Below are 17497 nucleotides of genomic sequence, written 5' to 3' on the forward strand. Positions count from 1 at the left end.
TTCTTATCTATCCTAATGCGCAATGACCGCATTCGCTGCCTTACGTTGCGAAGTCTCTTGCATCAACATCAGCATCACGGCCGACACCAGCGCCGGCACGGCCAACAAGATGAAGATGCTGCTGTTCGGCCAGTTCAGGCGGATCAACTCACCGCCCAGCACCGGTCCGACGATGGACCCGATGCGGCCTATGCCCAGGCTCCAGCCGATGCCGGTGGAGCGCAATGTGGTCGGATAATAAGTACCGGCAAGCGCATTCACCGCAGGCTGGCCGCCGACGATGCAGAAGCCGGCAACGAAGATGCTGGCAAACAGGAACAGCAACGAGATTTCCGGACGGCCGATCAATGCCACCGCTACACCGGCGATCAGGAATACGGGAATCAGCACACGGCGGAAACTGGAGCGGTCAATCAGCTGTCCCATGATCAACGTGCCCAGCGTGCCGCCGATCTGCAAGGTGGTGCCGGCCATCACCGCGGTGGCGGTAGACAGGCCAGCATCCTTGGCAATCGTCGGCAACCAGTTCGACAGGAAATACAGATTCACCAGGTTCATGAAATTGATGATCCACAACAGGATCGTGACCTTGGCCCTGCCCTCCTGGAACAACTGCAGCATCGGCGCACCCTTGCCGGCTTTTTCGTTGACGACGTAGCGCGTGTCCTGATTGATCACGACCGCAGGATCGATGCGGCGCAGCCACTTGCCGACTTGGTCCAGCCGCTTGCCGCGCAACACCAGGAACTGCATCGACTCCGGCAGCATGAAGATCATCAGCACGCCGATCACCAGCGGCACGATGCCACCTACATGGAATACCGATTGCCAGCCGAAACGCGGAATCAATGCCGCCGACAACAAACCGCCTAGCACTGCCCCCAGTGTGAAGCCACAGGAAACCAGCATCATCAAGGTGACCCGCTTGCGCACAGGGCTGTATTCGCCGGCCAGCGCCATCGCATTCGGCATGATCGCACCCAGCCCGAGGCCGGTCACGAAGCGCAGTACGATGAGTTGCCCGACGGTACCGGCCATGGGCGTCAACAACATGCAGGCGGCGAAGAACAAAGTGGCGGCAATCAACACCGGGCGGCGGCCGATGCGGTCGGCCAGGATGCTGAAACAGAGCGAGCCCACCAGCATGCCGAATAAGCCGGCGCCGAACACCGGCCCCAGATTGGCCTTGGCGATGCCCCACTCCTGGATGATGGCAGGCGCCACATAACCCATGGCCTGGACATCGAAACCGTCGATGATCAAACAGATGGCGCACAGGGTCAGCATGACGATCTGGAAGCCGCCGATGCGGCTGCGGTCGATCAGGGCGGGAATGTCTATCGGGCTGCTGTTCGTATTTTTCGTCGCAATGGCCATGCGTGTCTCCAGGTGAGTGTTGGCGTCGTATCAATACGATCTGGTTTTGGGCATTATCATCCTTTTTAATATTCAGAAAAATAGGCAATAATTAAAATCATTTTTTAATTAATCTAAATAATATAAAATCGTCATCATGGACAGGCTGGATTCGTTACGAGTATTTTGCCAGGTGGTAGAACTGAACAGCTTCAGCCGCGCGGCTGAACAGCTGGAGATGTCGAACGCCACCATCACCAATCACATTGCCGCCCTGGAGCGGCATTTCGGCGTGCGCCTGCTGAACCGCACCACCCGCAAGATTTCCCTTACCGACGATGGCCATAGCTGCTATCAACGCGCGCAACGCTTGCTGGGCGACATGACCGAACTGGAAGATGCATTGCAGGGCCGGCGCGTGACGCCGCAGGGTATCTTGCGCGTCGACGTGCCCACCGTAATCGCCCGCATTTACCTGGCGCCGGCGCTGGAGCGCTTTACCGCGCTGTATCCCGATCTGTCGATCAGGCTGAATGTCGGCGACCGCATGGTCGATATGGTGGAGGGGCGCGGCGATGTCTGGATACGGATCGGCGAGCTGAAGGATTCCAGCATGGTGGCGCGCCGCATCTATCAAACCCGCAACCTGTGCTGTGCATCGCCGGAGTTCCTGGCGCGCTATGGAACTCCGCAGACGCCGCAGGAACTAAGCAGTTTCCGTTGCCTGGCTTTCGTTCACCCCAACAGTGGCCAGAACGTTCCCTGGACCTTTAGCAAGGGCAAGCAGGAATTTAGTTGGGCGCCACCTGGCAATATCGCCATCAATCACGCTGAAACGCTGATCCATGCTGCCAGCAGCGGCGCCGGCATCGTCCAGCTGCTGACGCTCTCGCTCAATCCACAGATTCGCGATGGCCTCCTGACACCGGTTCTGGCAGACTGGGCGACGCCCGGGCCGCCGGTATCGGTGGTGTATCACCAGAGCCATCAGTTGTCCGCCAAAGTGCGGGTATTCGTCGATTTCGTTACGGAGCTGTTTGCGGCTATCGATTAGCGTCTCAGAGTTGTGTATTTTCAGAATTTGGCTTTATCTACGTTTTATTTATCTATGTTTTATTTTTAGCCGGGAGAAGTCATGCATTGGGTCTATCTATTGATCGCCATCGTTGCCGAAGTGATTGCCACCAGTGCCTTGAAAGCCAGCGCCGAATTCACCCGGCTGGTGCCGTCGATTGCGGTGGTGACGGGCTACCTGACAGCCTTCTACTTCCTGTCGCTCACATTGCGCACGTTGCCGGTGGCGATCGTCTATGCGATGTGGTCGGGCATCGGCATTGCGCTGATCGCCCTGGTCGGCTGGCTGTTCCTGAAGCAAAGCCTGGATGCAGCGGCACTGATCGGCATCGGCTTGATTGTTTCCGGCGTGCTGGTGTTGAACGTGTTCTCCAAATCGGTAGCGCACTAAATCTTTGCTGCGGCCTTCATGCCTGCCATAACGGCGGCTCATCCATCAGCGCGATCTGTTCGCGCAGTTCCAACACGCGATCCTGCCAATAGCGCTGAGTATTGAACCACGGGAAGGCCACGGCGAAAGCCGGGTCATCCCAGCGCCGCGCTATCCAGGCTGCATAGTGGATCAGACGCAGCGTGCGCAGGGCTTCGATCAGATACAACTCGCGCGTGTCGAAATCGCAGAAGTCTTCATAGCCAGCCAGCAAGCTACCCATCTGCTGCACCATGTCCCTGCGTTCGCCGGACAATAGCATCCACAAATCCTGCACCGCCGGTCCCATGCGGCTATCGTCGAAATCGACAAAATGCGGCCCGGCATCGGTCCACAACACATTACTGCCATGGCAATCGCCGTGCAGGCGCAAGGCGCCAACGCTGCCGGCACGTTCGAAACAGCGGCGCACGCCCAGCAAGGCCTGGGTCACGGTGCTGCGATAGGCCTCCAGCAAATCTTCCGGTACAAAATTGTTGGCTAGTAAAAAAGCACTAGGCTCTTCGCCGAAACTGACGATATCCAATGTCGGCCGATGTTGATAATTGCTGAGTGCGCCGACTGCGTGGATGCGGCCGAGGAAACGGCCCAGCCATTCCAGCGTGGCGCTATCTTCCAGCTCAGGCGCGCGGCCGCCGTGGCGCGGAAACACCGCAAAACGAAAACCGTCGAACTGATGCAAGGTGCGACCATCTTCTGCCGCCCATGCAGCCACTACCGGAATTTCGCGCTCGACCAGTTCTTGCACGAAGCCGTGTTCCTCCAGGATCGCGGCATCGCTCCAGCGTTGCGGCCGATAAAATTTCGCCACCAGCGGCGGCCCTTGTTCCATGCCGATCTGGTATACGCGGTTTTCATAGCTGTTCAGCGCCAGCAGGCGGCCATCGCCGTGCAGGCCGATGCTGTCGAGCGCGTCCAGTACGGTATCGGGGGTCAGGGTCGAAAATGATGCGGGAGGCGATGTATTCATTCCGCATTGTAAACGCCGGCGGCTTACTTTTTTGGAAGGTTAGGTAGTAATGACATTGTTGCTTGCCAATGTCCGATGTAAATTTCAAAAACGACAACAATACATCAGGCAATCGTCATGACAATGTTCTCACCAGGCTCGATCAAAAAAACATTCTGCAGCGTCATCCATGCGCTGGGCCTGGTGGTAGCGATGCTGGTGACATTAGCGCCGCTTGCAGCGGCGAACAACACCCCGCCAGCGTTAATGCTTGCCAACAGCTACCGTCCCGGCATCAATCTTGCGGACTATTGGGTGAGCGAAAAAATGGATGGCGCGCGCGGCTATTGGGATGGCGAAAAATTGCTGACACGCCGCGGCCAGCCAATATTTGCACCGGCCTGGTTCACCGCAAACTGGCCGAAAATCGCTCTGGACGGCGAATTGTGGGCCGGCCGCGAGCAATTCACTCATGCGGTCTCCACCATACGCCGCGAGACGCCGGACGATGCGGCCTGGCGCAAGATGCGTTTCATGGTGTTCGATCTGCCCGCACATGGCGGCACTTTCGACCAGCGTCTCATTGCATTGCAAAGCGTGACCGCCAAGCTTGCCGTGCCATGGGTGGTTGCAGTCGAACAAATCAAGGTCGACGATCATGCGGCCTTGCAAAGCATGCTGGAACGCATCGTCAAACAAGGCGGAGAAGGGTTGATGTTGCACAGAGCTGATTCGCTCTACCGCGGATATCGCAGCAATGACCTGCTCAAAGTTAAAATCCACGATGATGCGGAAGCCAAGGTCATCGCCCATATTCCCGGCAAGGGAAAATACCAGGGCATGCTAGGCGCTTTACAGGTGGAAACACCAGAGGGCCTGCGCTTCAGGCTTGGCAGCGGCTTCACCGATGCACAGCGGCGCCAGCCGCCAGCGTTGGGGAGCCAGGTAACTTACCGCTACCGCGGCGTTACTCCCGGTGGCATACCGCGGTTCGCCAGTTTCATGCGGATGTATGAGCAGTAGGTGCCCTGATTTTCATATAAGATAATTCAATCTGGTTTATTGGTTTACTAAAGAGCCTGTCGAAGGCTATATCGGTATTCCGCCGTAGCTTCATGTAGAATTTCCCAGAACAAATGATTGCCCGTGGACAAGCACCTCGAATATTTTACGGCTCAAGCGCATTTCAATCGTAAAATCCGTATCCTCATTTTTTAAGCGGCTATCTCCATGAATCTCGACGAACCCCTCTCAGACAAAGAATTTGACGAACTGGACGATTTCCTATTGTCCGATCGTTGCGCTGAAGACAGCATGACCATGGATACCCTGCACGGCTATCTGACGGCGCTGGTGATCGGCCCGGAGCAGGTTTTGCTGGGTGAATGGCTGCCACATGTGTGGGGACCGTCGTTGAAAGACGCGCCGAAATTCAAATCCGACAAGGAATACGAAAAGATCGTCGGCCTGATTGCGCGCTATATGAACGAAATCGCTGTCACACTGGAAGTGGCGCCGAAAGAGTACGAACCGCTGTTTTGCGAACATGAGCACGAAGGTAAGAACCTGCTCGACGGCGAAGCCTGGACCTGGGGTTTCTGGGAAGGCATCAACCTGCGCGCCAAAGCGTGGGAACCGATCTGGCACTCCAACCTGGCGACGGTAGTACGCCCTATCTACTTGCTAGGCGCGGAAGAGCTGGAAGAAGAAGAAATGGCGTTGCGCGAAGATCCGGTGCAGCGCCACAAGCTGGCCGTGGAAGTAGAAGCAGCAATTCCGGAAATCTACCGTTACTGGCTGCCGCACCGTAAATCGGCTGTCACCACCATCCAGCGCGACAGACCGAAGGTCGGCCGCAATGATGAGTGCATCTGCGGCAGCGGCAAGAAATACAAGAAATGCTGCGGTATCGATTCCAGCGAAGATTAAGCATGCGGAACGGTGGATAGCGCTAAACGGTATCCACCCTGCCACACTGACGCGGCATTACTCCTTGATGAAATGCTCGCGGTAGTAGCGCAGCTCTTCAATCGATTCGATGATGTCTGCCAGCGCGGTATGCTTTTGATGTTTCTTGAAGCCACTGGCCAGTTCCGGCTTCCAGCGGCGGCACAGTTCTTTCAGAGTGGATACATCCAGGTTGCGGTAGTGGAAAAACGCTTCCAGCTTAGGCATCCCGCGCGCCATGAAACGGCGATCCTGGCAAATCGTGTTGCCGCACATAGGTGATTTGCCGTTCGGCACGTATTTCTTCAGGAACGCGATCAGCGCCAATTCAGCCTCGCTTTCAGTCACGGTCGAAGCTTTCACCTTTTCGATCAAACCTGAACGGCCATGAGTGCCCTTGTTCCAGGCATCCATGCCATCCATGATCTCGTCGGCCTGATGAATCGCAAACACCGGCCCTTCGGCCAGGATATTCAATTGCGGATCGGTCACCACTACCGCCACTTCAATGATGCGGTCGGTATCCGGATTGAGCCCGGTCATTTCCATATCGACCCAGATCAGGTTGAATTCGTTGGGCCGCACCGGCGCCGCGGGAACTGGTGGAGCTTCAGGTGTAGCGGATATATCGTCGGCTTGTGACATAATTGTTCTCTTGGTAGTTTAGCTAAGACATACTCAGCTCCGGCAGCATAGCCGGTGTTTGGGTAGGCCTGGAAAGATCAGCGATTTCATTGCATTTAGCCTGAAACCGGCAATAGCTAGTATTTTCTCACATAGGGACGGCATGTCTTCATTTGCATTTTCAGTTTTGTTTGTAGTTTTCCTGGCGATCACCCTGGTGGTGCGCTTCTGGCTGAGTTCGCGCCAGATTCGCCATGTACTTGCCCACCGTAGCGCAGTACCGGCCGAATTCGCCGAAAAGATACCGTTAACGGCGCACCAGCGCGCTGCCGACTACACCGTCGCCAAGACCAAATTCGGCCTGTTTTCGATGCTGGTGAGCGCCGCCGTCCTGATCGGCTTCACACTGTTGGGCGGTTTACAGTTGCTTTCCAGCATCATATTCAACTGGGCCGGCCCCGGTATGGTCTATCAACTGGGCTTGCTGGTGGCGTTCGGCGCCATTTCCGGCCTGATCGACTTGCCATTGGACTATTACAAACAATTCGTACTGGAGGCCCGTTTCGGCTTTAACAAGATGACGGTCCGGCTGTTCTTTACCGACATGTTGAAAAATACCTTGATCGGCGCCGCCATCGGCTTGCCGCTGATCTGGGTGGTGTTGCAGCTGATGGCAAAATCGGGCGATCTCTGGTGGTTTTACGCCTGGCTGGTATTCAGCGCTTTCCAGCTGTTGATGCTGGTACTCTACCCTACCGTGATTGCGCCGCTGTTCAATAAATTCACGCCACTCAACGACGACAGCTTGCGTGACCGCATCGAAGGTTTGATGAAACGGGTCGGTTTCGCCTCCAAGGGCTTGTTCGTGATGGACGGCTCCAAGCGCAGCGCCCACGGCAACGCCTATTTCTCCGGCTTCGGCGCCGGCAAGCGGATCGTTTTTTTCGACACCCTGCTGGCACGCCTGGCGCCGCATGAAATTGAAGCGGTGCTGGCGCATGAGCTGGGCCACTTCAAGCTCAAGCACATTACCAAGCGCATCGTGGTGATGTTCGCGATTTCGCTGGCTTTCCTGGCATTGCTCGGCTACCTGAAGCAGCAACTCTGGTTCTACACCGGCCTCGGCGTCAATCCGCTGCTGCTGGCCGATCTCAGCAACAACGATGCGATGGCGCTGATCCTGTTCATGCTGGCGCTACCGATCTTTACCTTCCTGCTGTCGCCGCTGTCGTCGATCAGCTCACGCAAACACGAATTCGAAGCCGACGCATTTGCCGCCCAGCACACCGACGCCAACGACCTGGTGGCCGCGCTGGTCAAGCTGTACGAAGACAATGCCTCGACCCTGACCCCGGATCCGCTGCACTCTGCGTTCTACGACTCGCACCCGCCGGCCTCGGTGCGCATCAAAAAATTGACGGATAAATTGTCAGATAAGTTAAGCAACAAATTGGGCGACAAGCCGATGGCAACACATGGTTGATCACAGCAAGCAAAGCCCGCACAAACAACACAGCAACCAGGCCGGCAGCGGCCTGGTGATTGCCGCCCACGGCCGGCACTATCTGGTGCAAGGAAAAATTGGCGAAGAATCGCTTAAATTGCAATGCGTCACGCGCGGCAAGAAAAGCGATGTCGCCGTCGGCGACCGGGTTCAGTTGAAATTGACGTCACCCAACCAGGGCGTGATCGAAGCCATCGATGAGCGCCACAGCCTGCTGTATCGCTCCGACCAGTACAAATCAAAGCTGCTGGCCGCCAACGTCACCCAGCTGTTCATTGTGGTAGCCACCGAACCGGGTTTTGCCGACGATCTGATTTCACGCGCGCTGGTGGCCGCCGAAGCGGCCGGTGTCACCGCGCATATCGTGCTGAACAAGACCGATATCGTCGAATCGCTGGCCAAGACGCGGCAACGGCTGCAACTGTATGCCGGCCTCGGCTATCCGGTGCATGAAGTGTCGGCACGCGCATTTCCGGAACAAACCTGCGCCACGCTTGCGCCATTGCTGGCGGGACAATCGACCATCCTCATCGGCCAGTCCGGCATGGGAAAATCGTCGCTGATCAACCTGATCATGCCGGGCGCCGATATTGCCGTGCGCGAAATTTCCGCCGCCCTCGATACCGGCAAGCACACCACTACCTTCACCCGCTTGTATGAAATGGATGTGGCTGACACGAGCCTGGGAGGCAATCCCGCCAACATCATCGATTCGCCGGGATTCCAGGAATTCGGCTTGTACCAGCTGAGCGAAGGCATGCTGGAGCGTGCCTTCACCGAATTCTCGCCCTACCTTGGCAAATGCAAGTTTTACAACTGCCATCACCTTACCGAACCGAGCTGCGCCGTACTGGAAGCGGTCAAGGAAAACAAAATATCGCCGATGCGGCATCAGTTGTACGTGCAGTTGTTGCATGAATCGTCGCAGAAGCTGTATTGATTGCCAAAACGACCACTCTTCGACGGGTATCTTTTCTACTGAAATCCCTTATAATTGAAGCACTTATTTCATTTCTAAGCCAATCTCAGGTAGTCGGGAAGCGGGCGGTGCAGCAGCTGGTGTAGCAATTGATGCCGCAATTGAGCAGTTGTTTTAAAAATGGAATTCCAACTATCGGCGGCAGTCGCCACAGCGGCCGCCGTTTTCATTTATGGCAATCAAACACTACCTGCAGTTTTCTGATTTTTCGCTGGACGAATACGAGTACGTGATTGAACGTAGCCGTCTCATCAAACGCAAATTCAAGAATTACGAACCGCATTACACGCTGCTCGACCGCACGCTGGTGATGGTATTCGAGAAAAACTCGACCCGCACCCGCCTGTCGTTCGAAGCCGGCATGCATCAGCTCGGCGGCGCCGCCATCTATCTCAACACGCGCGACAGCCAGCTCGGCCGCGGCGAGCCGGTGGAAGATGCGGCGCAGGTAATGTCGCGCATGTGCGACGTCATCATGATCCGTACTTTCGGCCAGGACATCATCGAGCGCTTTGCCGCCCATTCGCGAGTGCCGGTGATCAACGGCCTGACCAATGAGCAGCATCCTTGCCAGGTTCTGGCCGATGTGTTCACCTACATCGAGCATCGCGGCTCCATCGCCGGCAAGACGGTGGCCTGGATCGGCGACGCCAACAACATGTTGTATTCGTGGCTGCAAGCGGCGCAGGTATTCGGTTTCCACGTCAATGTCTCGACCCCGAAGGGCTACGATATCGACCCGGCTCAAGTAGCCGCCGACAATCAGCGCTACACGTTTTTCGCCAACCCGTCCGATGCCTGCGAAGGGGTCGACCTGGTCACCACCGATGTCTGGACCAGCATGGGTTATGAAGACGAAAACGCGGCGCGCCTGAAAGCTTTCGACGGCTGGATCGTCGACCAGGCCAAGATGCAGCGCGCCCAGCCGGATGCCTTGTTCATGCACTGCCTGCCGGCGCATCGCGGCGAAGAAGTTTCGGCCGAAGTGATCGACGGCCCGCAATCGGTAGTCTGGGACGAAGCTGAAAACCGTTTGCATGTGCAAAAAGCTTTGCTCGAATATCTGGTGCTCGGAAAAGTCGAATAGCGTACAACTTCGATACAAAGTCGGTACAACCACAGTTACAACAACCCACATAGAAATATCATGTCCAATATCCTGCAATCCGTTCCGGTTAACGAAAAAGTCGGCATCGCCTTTTCAGGCGGCCTTGATACCAGCGCTGCGCTGCACTGGATGCGCCAAAAGGGCGCCATTCCGTACGCCTATACCGCCAACCTGGGCCAGCCTGATGAGCCGGACTACGACGCCATTCCTAAAAAAGCCAAGGCCTACGGTGCTGAACTGGCGCGCCTGGTCGATTGCCGCGAACAACTGGTGGCCGAAGGTATCGCCGCCCTGCAGAGCGGCGCTTTCCACATCTCCACGGCTGGCGTCACCTACTTCAACACCACACCGCTCGGACGTGCCGTCACCGGCACCATGCTGGTGGCTGCAATGCGCGAAGACAAGGTTGATATCTGGGGCGACGGCAGCACCTTCAAGGGTAACGATATCGAGCGTTTCTATCGCTACGGCTTGCTGGTCAATCCGAACCTGCGCATCTACAAGCCTTGGCTCGACGACAAGTTCATCGAGGAATTGGGCGGCCGCAAGGAAATGTCGGAATTCATGATCAAATCGGGCTTCGATTACAAGATGTCGGTGGAAAAAGCCTATTCGACAGATTCCAACATGCTCGGCGCCACCCATGAAGCGAAAGACCTCGAGTTCCTGAACTCCGGCATGCAGATCGTCGAACCGATCATGGGCGTCGCCTTCTGGCGCGACGACGTCGAAGTCAAGCGCGAGACAGTCACCGTGCGCTTTGAAGAAGGCCGTCCGGTCGCACTCAACGGCGTCGTGTTTGCCAGCCAGGTCGACCTGATGATGGAAGCCAACCGCATCGGCGGACGTCACGGCCTGGGTATGAGCGACCAGATCGAAAACCGCATCATCGAAGCCAAGAGCCGCGGCATCTATGAAGCGCCGGGCCTGGCCCTGCTGTTCATCGCCTACGAACGCCTGGTCACCGGCATCCATAACGAAGATACCATCGAACAATATCGCGAAAGCGGCCGCCGTCTGGGCCGCCTGCTGTACCAAGGCCGCTGGTTCGATTCGCAAGCGATCATGCTGCGCGAGTCTGCACAACGCTGGGTGGCGCGCGCTGTAACCGGTGAGGTCACAATCGAGCTGCGTCGCGGCAACGATTATTCGATCCTCAACACTGAATCGGCCAACCTGACCTATCATCCGGACCGCCTGACCATGGAAAAGGGCGAAGGCGCATTCTCGCCGCAAGACCGTATCGGCCAACTGACCATGCGCAACCTCGACATCAGCGATACCCGCCAGAAACTGGCGATCTATCAAAGCACCGGCCTGCTTGCATCCAGCAACGCCGTGTCGCTGCCGCTGCTCGATAAAGACGCAGAATAAAATCCACGCCTACTGAAAAATTCAAAAAGAAATCAACATGACTACACAATTCGACAACGTCACTGTCCTCAAGCAAGGCAATGTCTATTTCGATGGCAAATGTGTTTCCCATACCGTCGTTTTCGCGGATGGCAGCAAGAAGACGCTTGGCGTCATCTTGCCTTCATCGCTGAACTTCGGTACCGGCGTTGCAGAAATAATGGAAATTACCAGCGGCGTCTGCCGTGTGCGTCAGAAAGACCAGCAAGCCTGGGTCCAGTACGGCGGCGGCGAGCGTTTTGAAATCCCGGCAAATTCGAGTTTCGATATCGAGACGCTGGAAACGGTGAACTACGTTTGCCATTACGCCTGAAGCATAAGAAAAGCGCAAAAAAAAAGCCCGTGATGCAGTTGCATGACGGGCTAAGTCCATTACTTTAGGGAGTGTTGGATATGAGACATAACGGAGTTTAAAGCCGTTATGTGACCTAATAATGACACATTGAGATGCAAGCCGCTTGCGCCCTCAAATAAAGATCGGTTCCGGCTCCAGCGTTACGCCAAATTTGACCATCACATCGGCCTGCACTGCTTGCGCCAGGCGCACCACATCCTGGCCGCTAGCACCACCGCGGTTCACCAACACCAGCGCCTGCTTTTCATAAACGCCCGCTGCACCCAGGTTTTTCCCCTTCCAGCCGCACTGATCGATCAGCCAGCCGGCAGCCAGTTTGTAACTGCCGTTCGGCTGCTGGTAATTCACCAGTTGCGGATGTTGTTCCAGCAGCGCATTCCGTTGCACAGCAGTCACTATCGGATTCTTGAAAAAACTACCGGCATTGCCGATCACCGCAGGGTCCGGCAGCTTGCGGGTGCGGATGGCAATCACCGCATCGCTGATATCGCGCGCGGTTGGCTGCATCAATTTGCGCGCGTCCAGTTCTTGCGCAACATCGGCATAACGCAAAGCAGGCTGCCAGCGCTTCGGCAAGGCGAAGGTGACATCAAGCACCACTGCCCTGTCGCGCAAGCGGTGCTTGAACACGCTGTCGCGATAGTCGAAGGCACAGGCGCTGCGATCGAGGGTCAGGATTTCGCCGCTCTCCATATCGATTGCGGTCAGCGCGTGGAAGCGCTCTTGCAGCTCGACGCCGTAAGCGCCTATGTTCTGGATCGGCGCAGCGCCGACATTGCCGGGTATCAGCGACAGGTTCTCCAGCCCGGCCAACCCTTGCTCCAATGTCCATAACACCAACTCATGCCAGTTTTCGCCGGCTGCTGCCCGTACATAGACGGCATCATCGTCTGCGCCGACAATTTCCCGTCCGCGATTACACATATGCAACACCAGCCCGGGAAAATCCTGGGTCAGGACCAGATTGCTGCCGCCGCCCAGCACCAGCCGCTGTAAACGGGCGGCGTCAGGATCTGACCTGAGAACCAGCAGCATTTCCAGCGAAGTGACCGGCAGATAGGCGTGTGCGCTGGCATCGATACCAAAGGTATTATGCCGACGCAGCGAAAAATCGAATTGATACGGAAGCTTGGAGATAGTCATAGCATCGGGATTATAAGCGTAAGCAGCCAAGGTCAGCCGTTAACCCGGGCGCCTAATGTAAGCTTCCATATAAGAAATAGACCCGCCAGACCGACATCTCGGGTTTCTTGTCCGTTAAAATGCGCATAGCTCTACGGCGGCGCCACTTATTGCGCCTGCCGGCTTTGTTTGAACATACTGAAGGAATATCACCATGCCATCATTCGATACCGTATCGGAAGCCAATCTGGTCGAAGTAAAAAATGCCAACGATCAAGCCAACAAGGAAATCTCGACCCGCTTCGACTTCAAGGGCAGCGACGCCCGCATCGAGCTGAAAGAACGCGATCTGACTGCGTATGCCGACTCTGAATTCCAACTGGCCCAGGTCCGTGACGTCCTGACCTCGAAACTGGTCAAGCGCAACGTCGACGTGCGCTTTCTCGACATCGGCAAGATCGAAAAAATCGGTGGCGACAAGGTCAAGCAAGTGATCAAGATCAAAAATGGCATCGAATCCGAAGCTGCCAAGAAGATCGTCCGCATCGTCAAGGACAGCAAGATGAAAGTCCAGGCCAGCATCCAGGGCGACGCAGTCCGCATCACCGGCGCCAAGCGCGACGATTTGCAGGCAGCCATGGCGATGTTGCGCAAGGAAGTGGCCGATTTGCCACTGGAATTCAATAATTTCCGCGACTAAATTGTAGCTTGGCAACTTATAGGGTTATCATCCACCTGCTGTTGCCAGCTGTTCAAGATATCGGCACTACGGCGCTACCTTAACCTCTTGCCAGGAAAGTCGGACAACAATGCGCCCGCTTGCTCTAGTCAACCGCCTGTTTTTACTTGCTTCGATTTCCTGTATTTCCGGTGTTTCCTGTCTTGCACAAGCTTCCGATATTGGCGTAGTCGGCCTGTTTCCGGGAAAAGCGGTGCTGGTGATTGACGGCTCCGGACCGAAAACGTTCTCGGTTGGCAGCAAAGTCACAGACGATGTGAAGCTGGTGGAAGCCAACGGCTCTACCGCTACGCTGGAAGTGAAAGGTAAGCGCCAGGTCATCGGCATCGGCGAATACGTCAGCCGCAGCGCGCCTGGCGCCACTTCAAGCGTTACCCTGAAAGTCAATCCGCAAGGCCATTTTGTAGCGCAGGGACAGATCAACGGCGCCATGATGACCATGCTGGTCGATACCGGCGCCACGATGATCGCACTGCCTGCATCGGATGCAGTACGGCTCGGCATTGACTACAAGAAGGGTCAGATGGGAATCGTAAATACCGCCAACGGCCCGGCGCCGGTGTACAGAGTGAAACTGAACACCGTCAAGATCGGCGATATTGAAATGAATCAGGTCGACGCCCTGGTGCAAGAAACCGGGCTGCCGTTCGCACTACTCGGCATGTCGTTCCTGAACCGCACCGAGATGCGGCGCGAAGGCGAGATGATGGTGTTGACCAAGCGCTTCTGACGGCGCTTGATCTGCCTGCGGGCGGATAACATATCCGCCCTGTGTTACCTACCGGCTCAGGCCGGGCTGCTATTGAGCAAACGGCGTTGTTTTACCGCTGCCGCCAAACCTTCCAGCACTGCCACGCTTTCTTCCCAGTTGATGCAGCCATCGGTGACCGATTGGCCGTACACCAGTTCTTTACCTGGCACCAGGTCCTGGCGGCCGGCGATCAGGTGCGATTCCACCATGACGCCTACGATACGGTCGTCGCCAGCGGCGATCTGGTTGCCGATATCGGCACATACCGGGATTTGATTTTCCGGTTTCTTCGAGCTGTTGGCGTGCGATGCATCGATCATCAGGCGCGACGCCAGGCCGCTGTTGGCGATATCCTTGCAAGCCGCTTCGACACTGGCAGCATCATAGTTCGGCGCCTTGCCACCGCGCAGAATGATATGGCAATCTTCATTACCATTGGTTGACACAATCGCCGAGTGGCCGCCCTTGGTGACCGACAAGAAATGATGCGGCTGCGAAGCGGCCTTGATGGCATCCACTGCAATCTTGATATTGCCGTCGGTCCCGTTCTTGAAACCGACCGGGCATGACAAGCCGGAAGCCAGTTCGCGATGCACCTGCGATTCGGTAGTACGGGCGCCGATTGCGCCCCAGCTGATCAGGTCGGCAATGTATTGCGGGCTGATCACGTCCAGGAATTCGGTGCCTGCCGGCAGGCCCAGCTGGTTAATGTTCAACAGCAGCTCGCGCGCCATGCGCAGGCCGTCGTTGATACGGAAGCTGTTGTCCATGTACGGATCGTTGATCAAGCCTTTCCAGCCGACCGTGGTGCGCGGCTTTTCGAAGTAGACCCGCATCACGATTTCCAGCTCGCCCTTGAAACGTTCGCGCTCCCCCACCAGACGGCCCGCATACTCCATCGCCGCCTTGGTATCGTGGATCGAGCACGGTCCGATCACCACCATCAGGCGGTCATCCTGGCCATGCAAAATGCGATGCAACGCAATCCGCGAATTGGCGGCAGTGTCCGCCACTTTCTCGGAGCAGCCGAATTCGCGAATCAAATGGGATGGTGGAACTAGTTCTTTCATTTCGCGTATGCGCAGATCGTCGGTGCGTAGCATGTTTTTCTCCTGGCTCAAAAGTGACTGGGTATAAAAAAACCGCCATCGCTGGCGGTTTTTTAGAAATTTCGGTTTGCTCTTTACTTACGAACGCTTACCGCTTTTCACCGCCGTGGGGCTGGAATAGCTAAAGTAAAAAAAGAAATAAGCGCGTGCGAAAGACATGTTTTTCAGTAAAGGATTATTAAAATCAAGACCAATAGTGCAGGATTTCCAGCGGTTTGGCAAGGCCCGTATTACCACGTTATTTATATGCAACAAGAAGGTGCCGCCCCGCCAAAGCCAGAAACCCTGCCATCAATGCATGGCAACCGCATGTCCGGAGCCGACGATGGGTGCAATCCCATCCCGCCGATCCAGGCGCCCTGCCAATGTGGTCAGGCCCAGTGCAACCAGCACAACAATAGCGCCGATCCAAGGCGTCGCCATCAACCCGAAATGGCTGACGATCAGGCCGCCACCCCATGCACCCAACGCGATACCGACATTAAACGCCGCGATGTTCAAGCCGGAAGCCACATCTACTGCTTGCGGAGCATGGCGCTCAGCCTGTTGCACCACATACACCTGCAAACCCGGCACATTACCGAAGGCGAAAGCGCCCCATGCCAACACGGTCAAGACGGCCAGCCAAGGGTTAGCGGCAGTAAACGTCAGCACAAACAAGACTACCGCCAGCAAGGCAAACACAATCTGCAACGCGTGTACCGGACCCTTTTTATCTGCCAGCTTACCGCCCCAGATATTGCCGAAGGCCACCGAAACACCATACACCAGCATCACCAGACTGACGGTGGAAGCAGAAAAACCTGACACCTCCTGCAGAATCGGCGCCAGGTATGTAAAGGCGATAAAAGTACCGCCATAACCCAGCGCGGTGATCGCATACACCAGCAACAGCCGCGGTTTCTTCAAGACTGCTGCCTGAGTCAGCAAGGAAGCCGGTTTGCTGTTGGCAATATTGTTTGGCACCAGGATCCAGCTACCGACAAACGCGATCACCCCAAGCAGCGACACCGCCAGGAAAGTCGACTGCCAGCCGAACGTCTGACCGATGAAAGTACCGAGCGGCACGCCCGTGACCAGCGCGACAGTCAATCCGGTGAACATGAGGGCAATTGCACTAGCGGCCTTTTCTTTCGGCACCAGGCTAGTAGCAATGGTCGATCCGATCGAGAAGAACACGCCGTGCGCCAGCCCGGTCAACACCCGCGCCGCCATCAGCGCTTCATAGCTCGGCGCCATCCATGCAACCAGGTTGCCGATAGTGAACAAAGCCATCAAGCCCAGCAAAAGCTGCTTACGCGGCACGCGGCCGGTCAAGGCGGTCAGTACTGGTGCGCCTACAGCAACCCCCAGTGCATAGAGACTGACCAGCAGGCCGGCCGATGGAACGGAAATGCCGAGGCTGCCGGCAATAGTTGGAATCAGGCCAACGATAACGAATTCCGTCGTACCGATGGCAAAAGCGCTAAGTGTGAGCGCCCAAAGTGCGAGTGGCATGATGTTTTTCCTGTTTGAAGTTTGACACCAGGCAGTTTGATGGCTGGTGAGGCAAAGAAAAACAGCTGTGACCACAATACATATTTGACTGAAAATCAAATATTCTCTGAATTTTATGCAAATTGTGCACGAAACCTATCGCGTGCTCAGGTGCGTACTCCGAGGTCCGTTAATTAGGATCAGAGTCAAATTTTGCGATAAAGCCTGCAAAAATTGACTCTGACCCTAATGCCGTTAAGTTAGCGGCTTTCTTAGCCGACGTTCGGGGTAGCGCTGCGGCTTGGCCTTGGTGACCCGGTCGAATTTTCGGCCGGGTCGGTAGACATTCAGTTCGAGGATCATCCTCTCGCGCATGCGTTTGAGTAAGCCTGGTAGATTTCCTTGAGCGTTGAGGGCTGCGGCGTGCATCATTTCGAACTGGAAGGCGTGCAAGGCCAGGACAAAGCTGATTTCAGTTGGCATGCATTTCACCTGTTCTGCGGTGCGCGCCATTTCAAGCCGGACGAGGTTGTATGCGATCAGCACGCCCCAGATTTCTTG

17 protein-coding genes and 1 pseudogene are annotated in these 17497 nt (G+C 56.1%); 11 read left to right on the forward strand and 7 right to left on the reverse strand.

Features of this window, described 5'->3' with window-relative positions; genetic code table 11:
* Nucleotides 1-12: 12 nt before the first annotated feature.
* Entirely contained in the window at nucleotides 13-1377 is a 1365-nt protein-coding gene (locus BM029_RS09635) for an MFS transporter (protein WP_092435206.1), read from the reverse strand.
* Between the two features lie 136 nt (nucleotides 1378-1513).
* Here BM029_RS09635 and BM029_RS09640 point away from each other — a divergent pair, with 136 nt between their 5' ends.
* Nucleotides 1514-2410, forward strand: a complete 897-nt coding sequence (locus tag BM029_RS09640; protein ID WP_092435208.1) for a LysR family transcriptional regulator — start codon at nucleotides 1514-1516, stop codon at nucleotides 2408-2410.
* 81 nt (nucleotides 2411-2491) lie between these two features.
* Complete coding sequence (locus BM029_RS09645; protein WP_092435211.1) at nucleotides 2492-2821, forward strand: DMT family transporter; 330 nt, start codon at nucleotides 2492-2494, stop codon at nucleotides 2819-2821.
* A gap of 16 nt (nucleotides 2822-2837) precedes the next feature.
* Here the strand turns inward: BM029_RS09645 and BM029_RS09650 are convergent, their stop codons facing one another.
* On the reverse strand, nucleotides 2838-3830 hold the full coding sequence (locus tag BM029_RS09650) for a serine/threonine protein kinase (RefSeq protein WP_092435214.1): 993 nt from the start codon (nucleotides 3828-3830) through the stop codon (nucleotides 2838-2840).
* 123 nt (nucleotides 3831-3953) lie between these two features.
* Between BM029_RS09650 and BM029_RS09655 the strand changes: the two genes are divergently transcribed.
* Both BM029_RS09655 and BM029_RS09660 read left to right on the forward strand, forming a co-directional pair.
* A complete protein-coding gene (locus tag BM029_RS09655; RefSeq protein ID WP_092435279.1) occupies nucleotides 3954-4832 on the forward strand; it encodes a DNA ligase in 879 nt (292 codons plus the stop codon).
* 207 nt (nucleotides 4833-5039) lie between these two features.
* Nucleotides 5040-5738, forward strand: a complete 699-nt coding sequence (locus BM029_RS09660) for a UPF0149 family protein (RefSeq protein WP_092435217.1) — start codon at nucleotides 5040-5042, stop codon at nucleotides 5736-5738.
* A gap of 57 nt (nucleotides 5739-5795) precedes the next feature.
* Here BM029_RS09660 and orn read toward each other — a convergent pair whose 3' ends face one another.
* Entirely contained in the window at nucleotides 5796-6401 is a 606-nt protein-coding gene (gene orn, locus BM029_RS09665; RefSeq protein WP_092435220.1) for an oligoribonuclease, read from the reverse strand.
* Nucleotides 6402-6543: 142 nt separating this feature from the next.
* On the opposite strand from orn, the gene BM029_RS09670 reads away from it, so the two are divergent.
* From BM029_RS09670 to BM029_RS09690, 5 genes are all read left to right on the forward strand, one after another.
* Nucleotides 6544-7863 (forward strand): M48 family metallopeptidase, encoded by a 1320-nt coding sequence (locus BM029_RS09670; protein ID WP_092435222.1) that lies wholly within the window; start codon nucleotides 6544-6546, stop codon nucleotides 7861-7863.
* Nucleotides 7856-8824, forward strand: a complete 969-nt coding sequence (gene rsgA / locus BM029_RS09675) for a ribosome small subunit-dependent GTPase A (protein ID WP_092435225.1) — start codon at nucleotides 7856-7858, stop codon at nucleotides 8822-8824. The genes BM029_RS09670 and rsgA overlap by 8 nt, the downstream gene beginning before the upstream one ends.
* 211 nt (nucleotides 8825-9035) lie before the next feature.
* On the forward strand, nucleotides 9036-9950 hold the full coding sequence (gene argF, locus BM029_RS09680) for an ornithine carbamoyltransferase (protein WP_092416435.1): 915 nt from the start codon (nucleotides 9036-9038) through the stop codon (nucleotides 9948-9950).
* Nucleotides 9951-10010: 60 nt separating this feature from the next.
* Complete coding sequence (argG, locus tag BM029_RS09685; RefSeq protein ID WP_092435228.1) at nucleotides 10011-11345, forward strand: argininosuccinate synthase; 1335 nt, start codon at nucleotides 10011-10013, stop codon at nucleotides 11343-11345.
* Between the two features lie 37 nt (nucleotides 11346-11382).
* The gene (locus BM029_RS09690) at nucleotides 11383-11697 is read left to right on the forward strand and encodes a pyrimidine/purine nucleoside phosphorylase (protein WP_092435230.1); all 315 of its coding nucleotides are present in this window, start codon (nucleotides 11383-11385) and stop codon (nucleotides 11695-11697) included.
* 153 nt (nucleotides 11698-11850) lie between these two features.
* On the opposite strand, the gene murB is transcribed toward BM029_RS09690, so the two are convergent.
* A complete protein-coding gene (gene murB, locus BM029_RS09695) occupies nucleotides 11851-12882 on the reverse strand; it encodes a UDP-N-acetylmuramate dehydrogenase (RefSeq protein WP_170851034.1) in 1032 nt (343 codons plus the stop codon).
* 193 nt (nucleotides 12883-13075) lie between these two features.
* Here murB and BM029_RS09700 point away from each other — a divergent pair, with 193 nt between their 5' ends.
* Together BM029_RS09700 and BM029_RS09705 are read left to right on the forward strand one after the other, a co-directional pair.
* Nucleotides 13076-13561 (forward strand): YajQ family cyclic di-GMP-binding protein, encoded by a 486-nt coding sequence (locus BM029_RS09700; protein ID WP_092358925.1) that lies wholly within the window; start codon nucleotides 13076-13078, stop codon nucleotides 13559-13561.
* Nucleotides 13562-13670: 109 nt separating this feature from the next.
* Complete coding sequence (locus tag BM029_RS09705; protein WP_092435233.1) at nucleotides 13671-14330, forward strand: retropepsin-like aspartic protease family protein; 660 nt, start codon at nucleotides 13671-13673, stop codon at nucleotides 14328-14330.
* A gap of 56 nt (nucleotides 14331-14386) precedes the next feature.
* Here BM029_RS09705 and aroG read toward each other — a convergent pair whose 3' ends face one another.
* The 3 genes and pseudogenes from aroG to BM029_RS09720 all read right to left on the reverse strand — a co-directional run.
* Entirely contained in the window at nucleotides 14387-15454 is a 1068-nt protein-coding gene (aroG, locus tag BM029_RS09710; protein ID WP_092416431.1) for a 3-deoxy-7-phosphoheptulonate synthase AroG, read from the reverse strand.
* Nucleotides 15455-15751: 297 nt separating this feature from the next.
* The gene (locus BM029_RS09715) at nucleotides 15752-16957 is read right to left on the reverse strand and encodes an MFS transporter (protein WP_092435236.1); all 1206 of its coding nucleotides are present in this window, start codon (nucleotides 16955-16957) and stop codon (nucleotides 15752-15754) included.
* 234 nt (nucleotides 16958-17191) lie between these two features.
* Nucleotides 17192-17497 (reverse strand): annotated as a pseudogene (locus BM029_RS09720) (DDE transposase); the annotation flags it as partial.

Origin of the sequence: Collimonas sp. OK607 (assembly GCF_900111995.1) — a bacterium.
Taxonomy (GTDB): Bacteria; Pseudomonadota; Gammaproteobacteria; order Burkholderiales; family Burkholderiaceae_D; genus Collimonas.

Coding starts and splice junctions, on each gene's coding strand:
- BM029_RS09635 (WP_092435206.1), bottom strand. CDS start 1,377: ATGGCCATTGCGACGAAAAATACGAACAGCAGCCCGATAGACATTCCC.
- orn (WP_092435220.1), bottom strand. CDS start 6,401: ATGTCACAAGCCGACGATATATCCGCTACACCTGAAGCTCCACCAGTT.
- argG (WP_092435228.1), top strand. CDS start 10,011: ATGTCCAATATCCTGCAATCCGTTCCGGTTAACGAAAAAGTCGGCATC.
- BM029_RS09690 (WP_092435230.1), top strand. CDS start 11,383: ATGACTACACAATTCGACAACGTCACTGTCCTCAAGCAAGGCAATGTC.
- BM029_RS09640 (WP_092435208.1), top strand. CDS start 1,514: ATGGACAGGCTGGATTCGTTACGAGTATTTTGCCAGGTGGTAGAACTG.
- BM029_RS09715 (WP_092435236.1), bottom strand. CDS start 16,957: ATGCCACTCGCACTTTGGGCGCTCACACTTAGCGCTTTTGCCATCGGT.
- aroG (WP_092416431.1), bottom strand. CDS start 15,454: ATGCTACGCACCGACGATCTGCGCATACGCGAAATGAAAGAACTAGTT.
- BM029_RS09655 (WP_092435279.1), top strand. CDS start 3,954: ATGTTCTCACCAGGCTCGATCAAAAAAACATTCTGCAGCGTCATCCAT.
- BM029_RS09670 (WP_092435222.1), top strand. CDS start 6,544: ATGTCTTCATTTGCATTTTCAGTTTTGTTTGTAGTTTTCCTGGCGATC.
- BM029_RS09650 (WP_092435214.1), bottom strand. CDS start 3,830: ATGAATACATCGCCTCCCGCATCATTTTCGACCCTGACCCCCGATACC.
- argF (WP_092416435.1), top strand. CDS start 9,036: ATGGCAATCAAACACTACCTGCAGTTTTCTGATTTTTCGCTGGACGAA.
- rsgA (WP_092435225.1), top strand. CDS start 7,856: ATGGTTGATCACAGCAAGCAAAGCCCGCACAAACAACACAGCAACCAG.
- BM029_RS09645 (WP_092435211.1), top strand. CDS start 2,492: ATGCATTGGGTCTATCTATTGATCGCCATCGTTGCCGAAGTGATTGCC.
- murB (WP_170851034.1), bottom strand. CDS start 12,882: ATGACTATCTCCAAGCTTCCGTATCAATTCGATTTTTCGCTGCGTCGG.
- BM029_RS09705 (WP_092435233.1), top strand. CDS start 13,671: ATGCGCCCGCTTGCTCTAGTCAACCGCCTGTTTTTACTTGCTTCGATT.
- BM029_RS09660 (WP_092435217.1), top strand. CDS start 5,040: ATGAATCTCGACGAACCCCTCTCAGACAAAGAATTTGACGAACTGGAC.
- BM029_RS09700 (WP_092358925.1), top strand. CDS start 13,076: ATGCCATCATTCGATACCGTATCGGAAGCCAATCTGGTCGAAGTAAAA.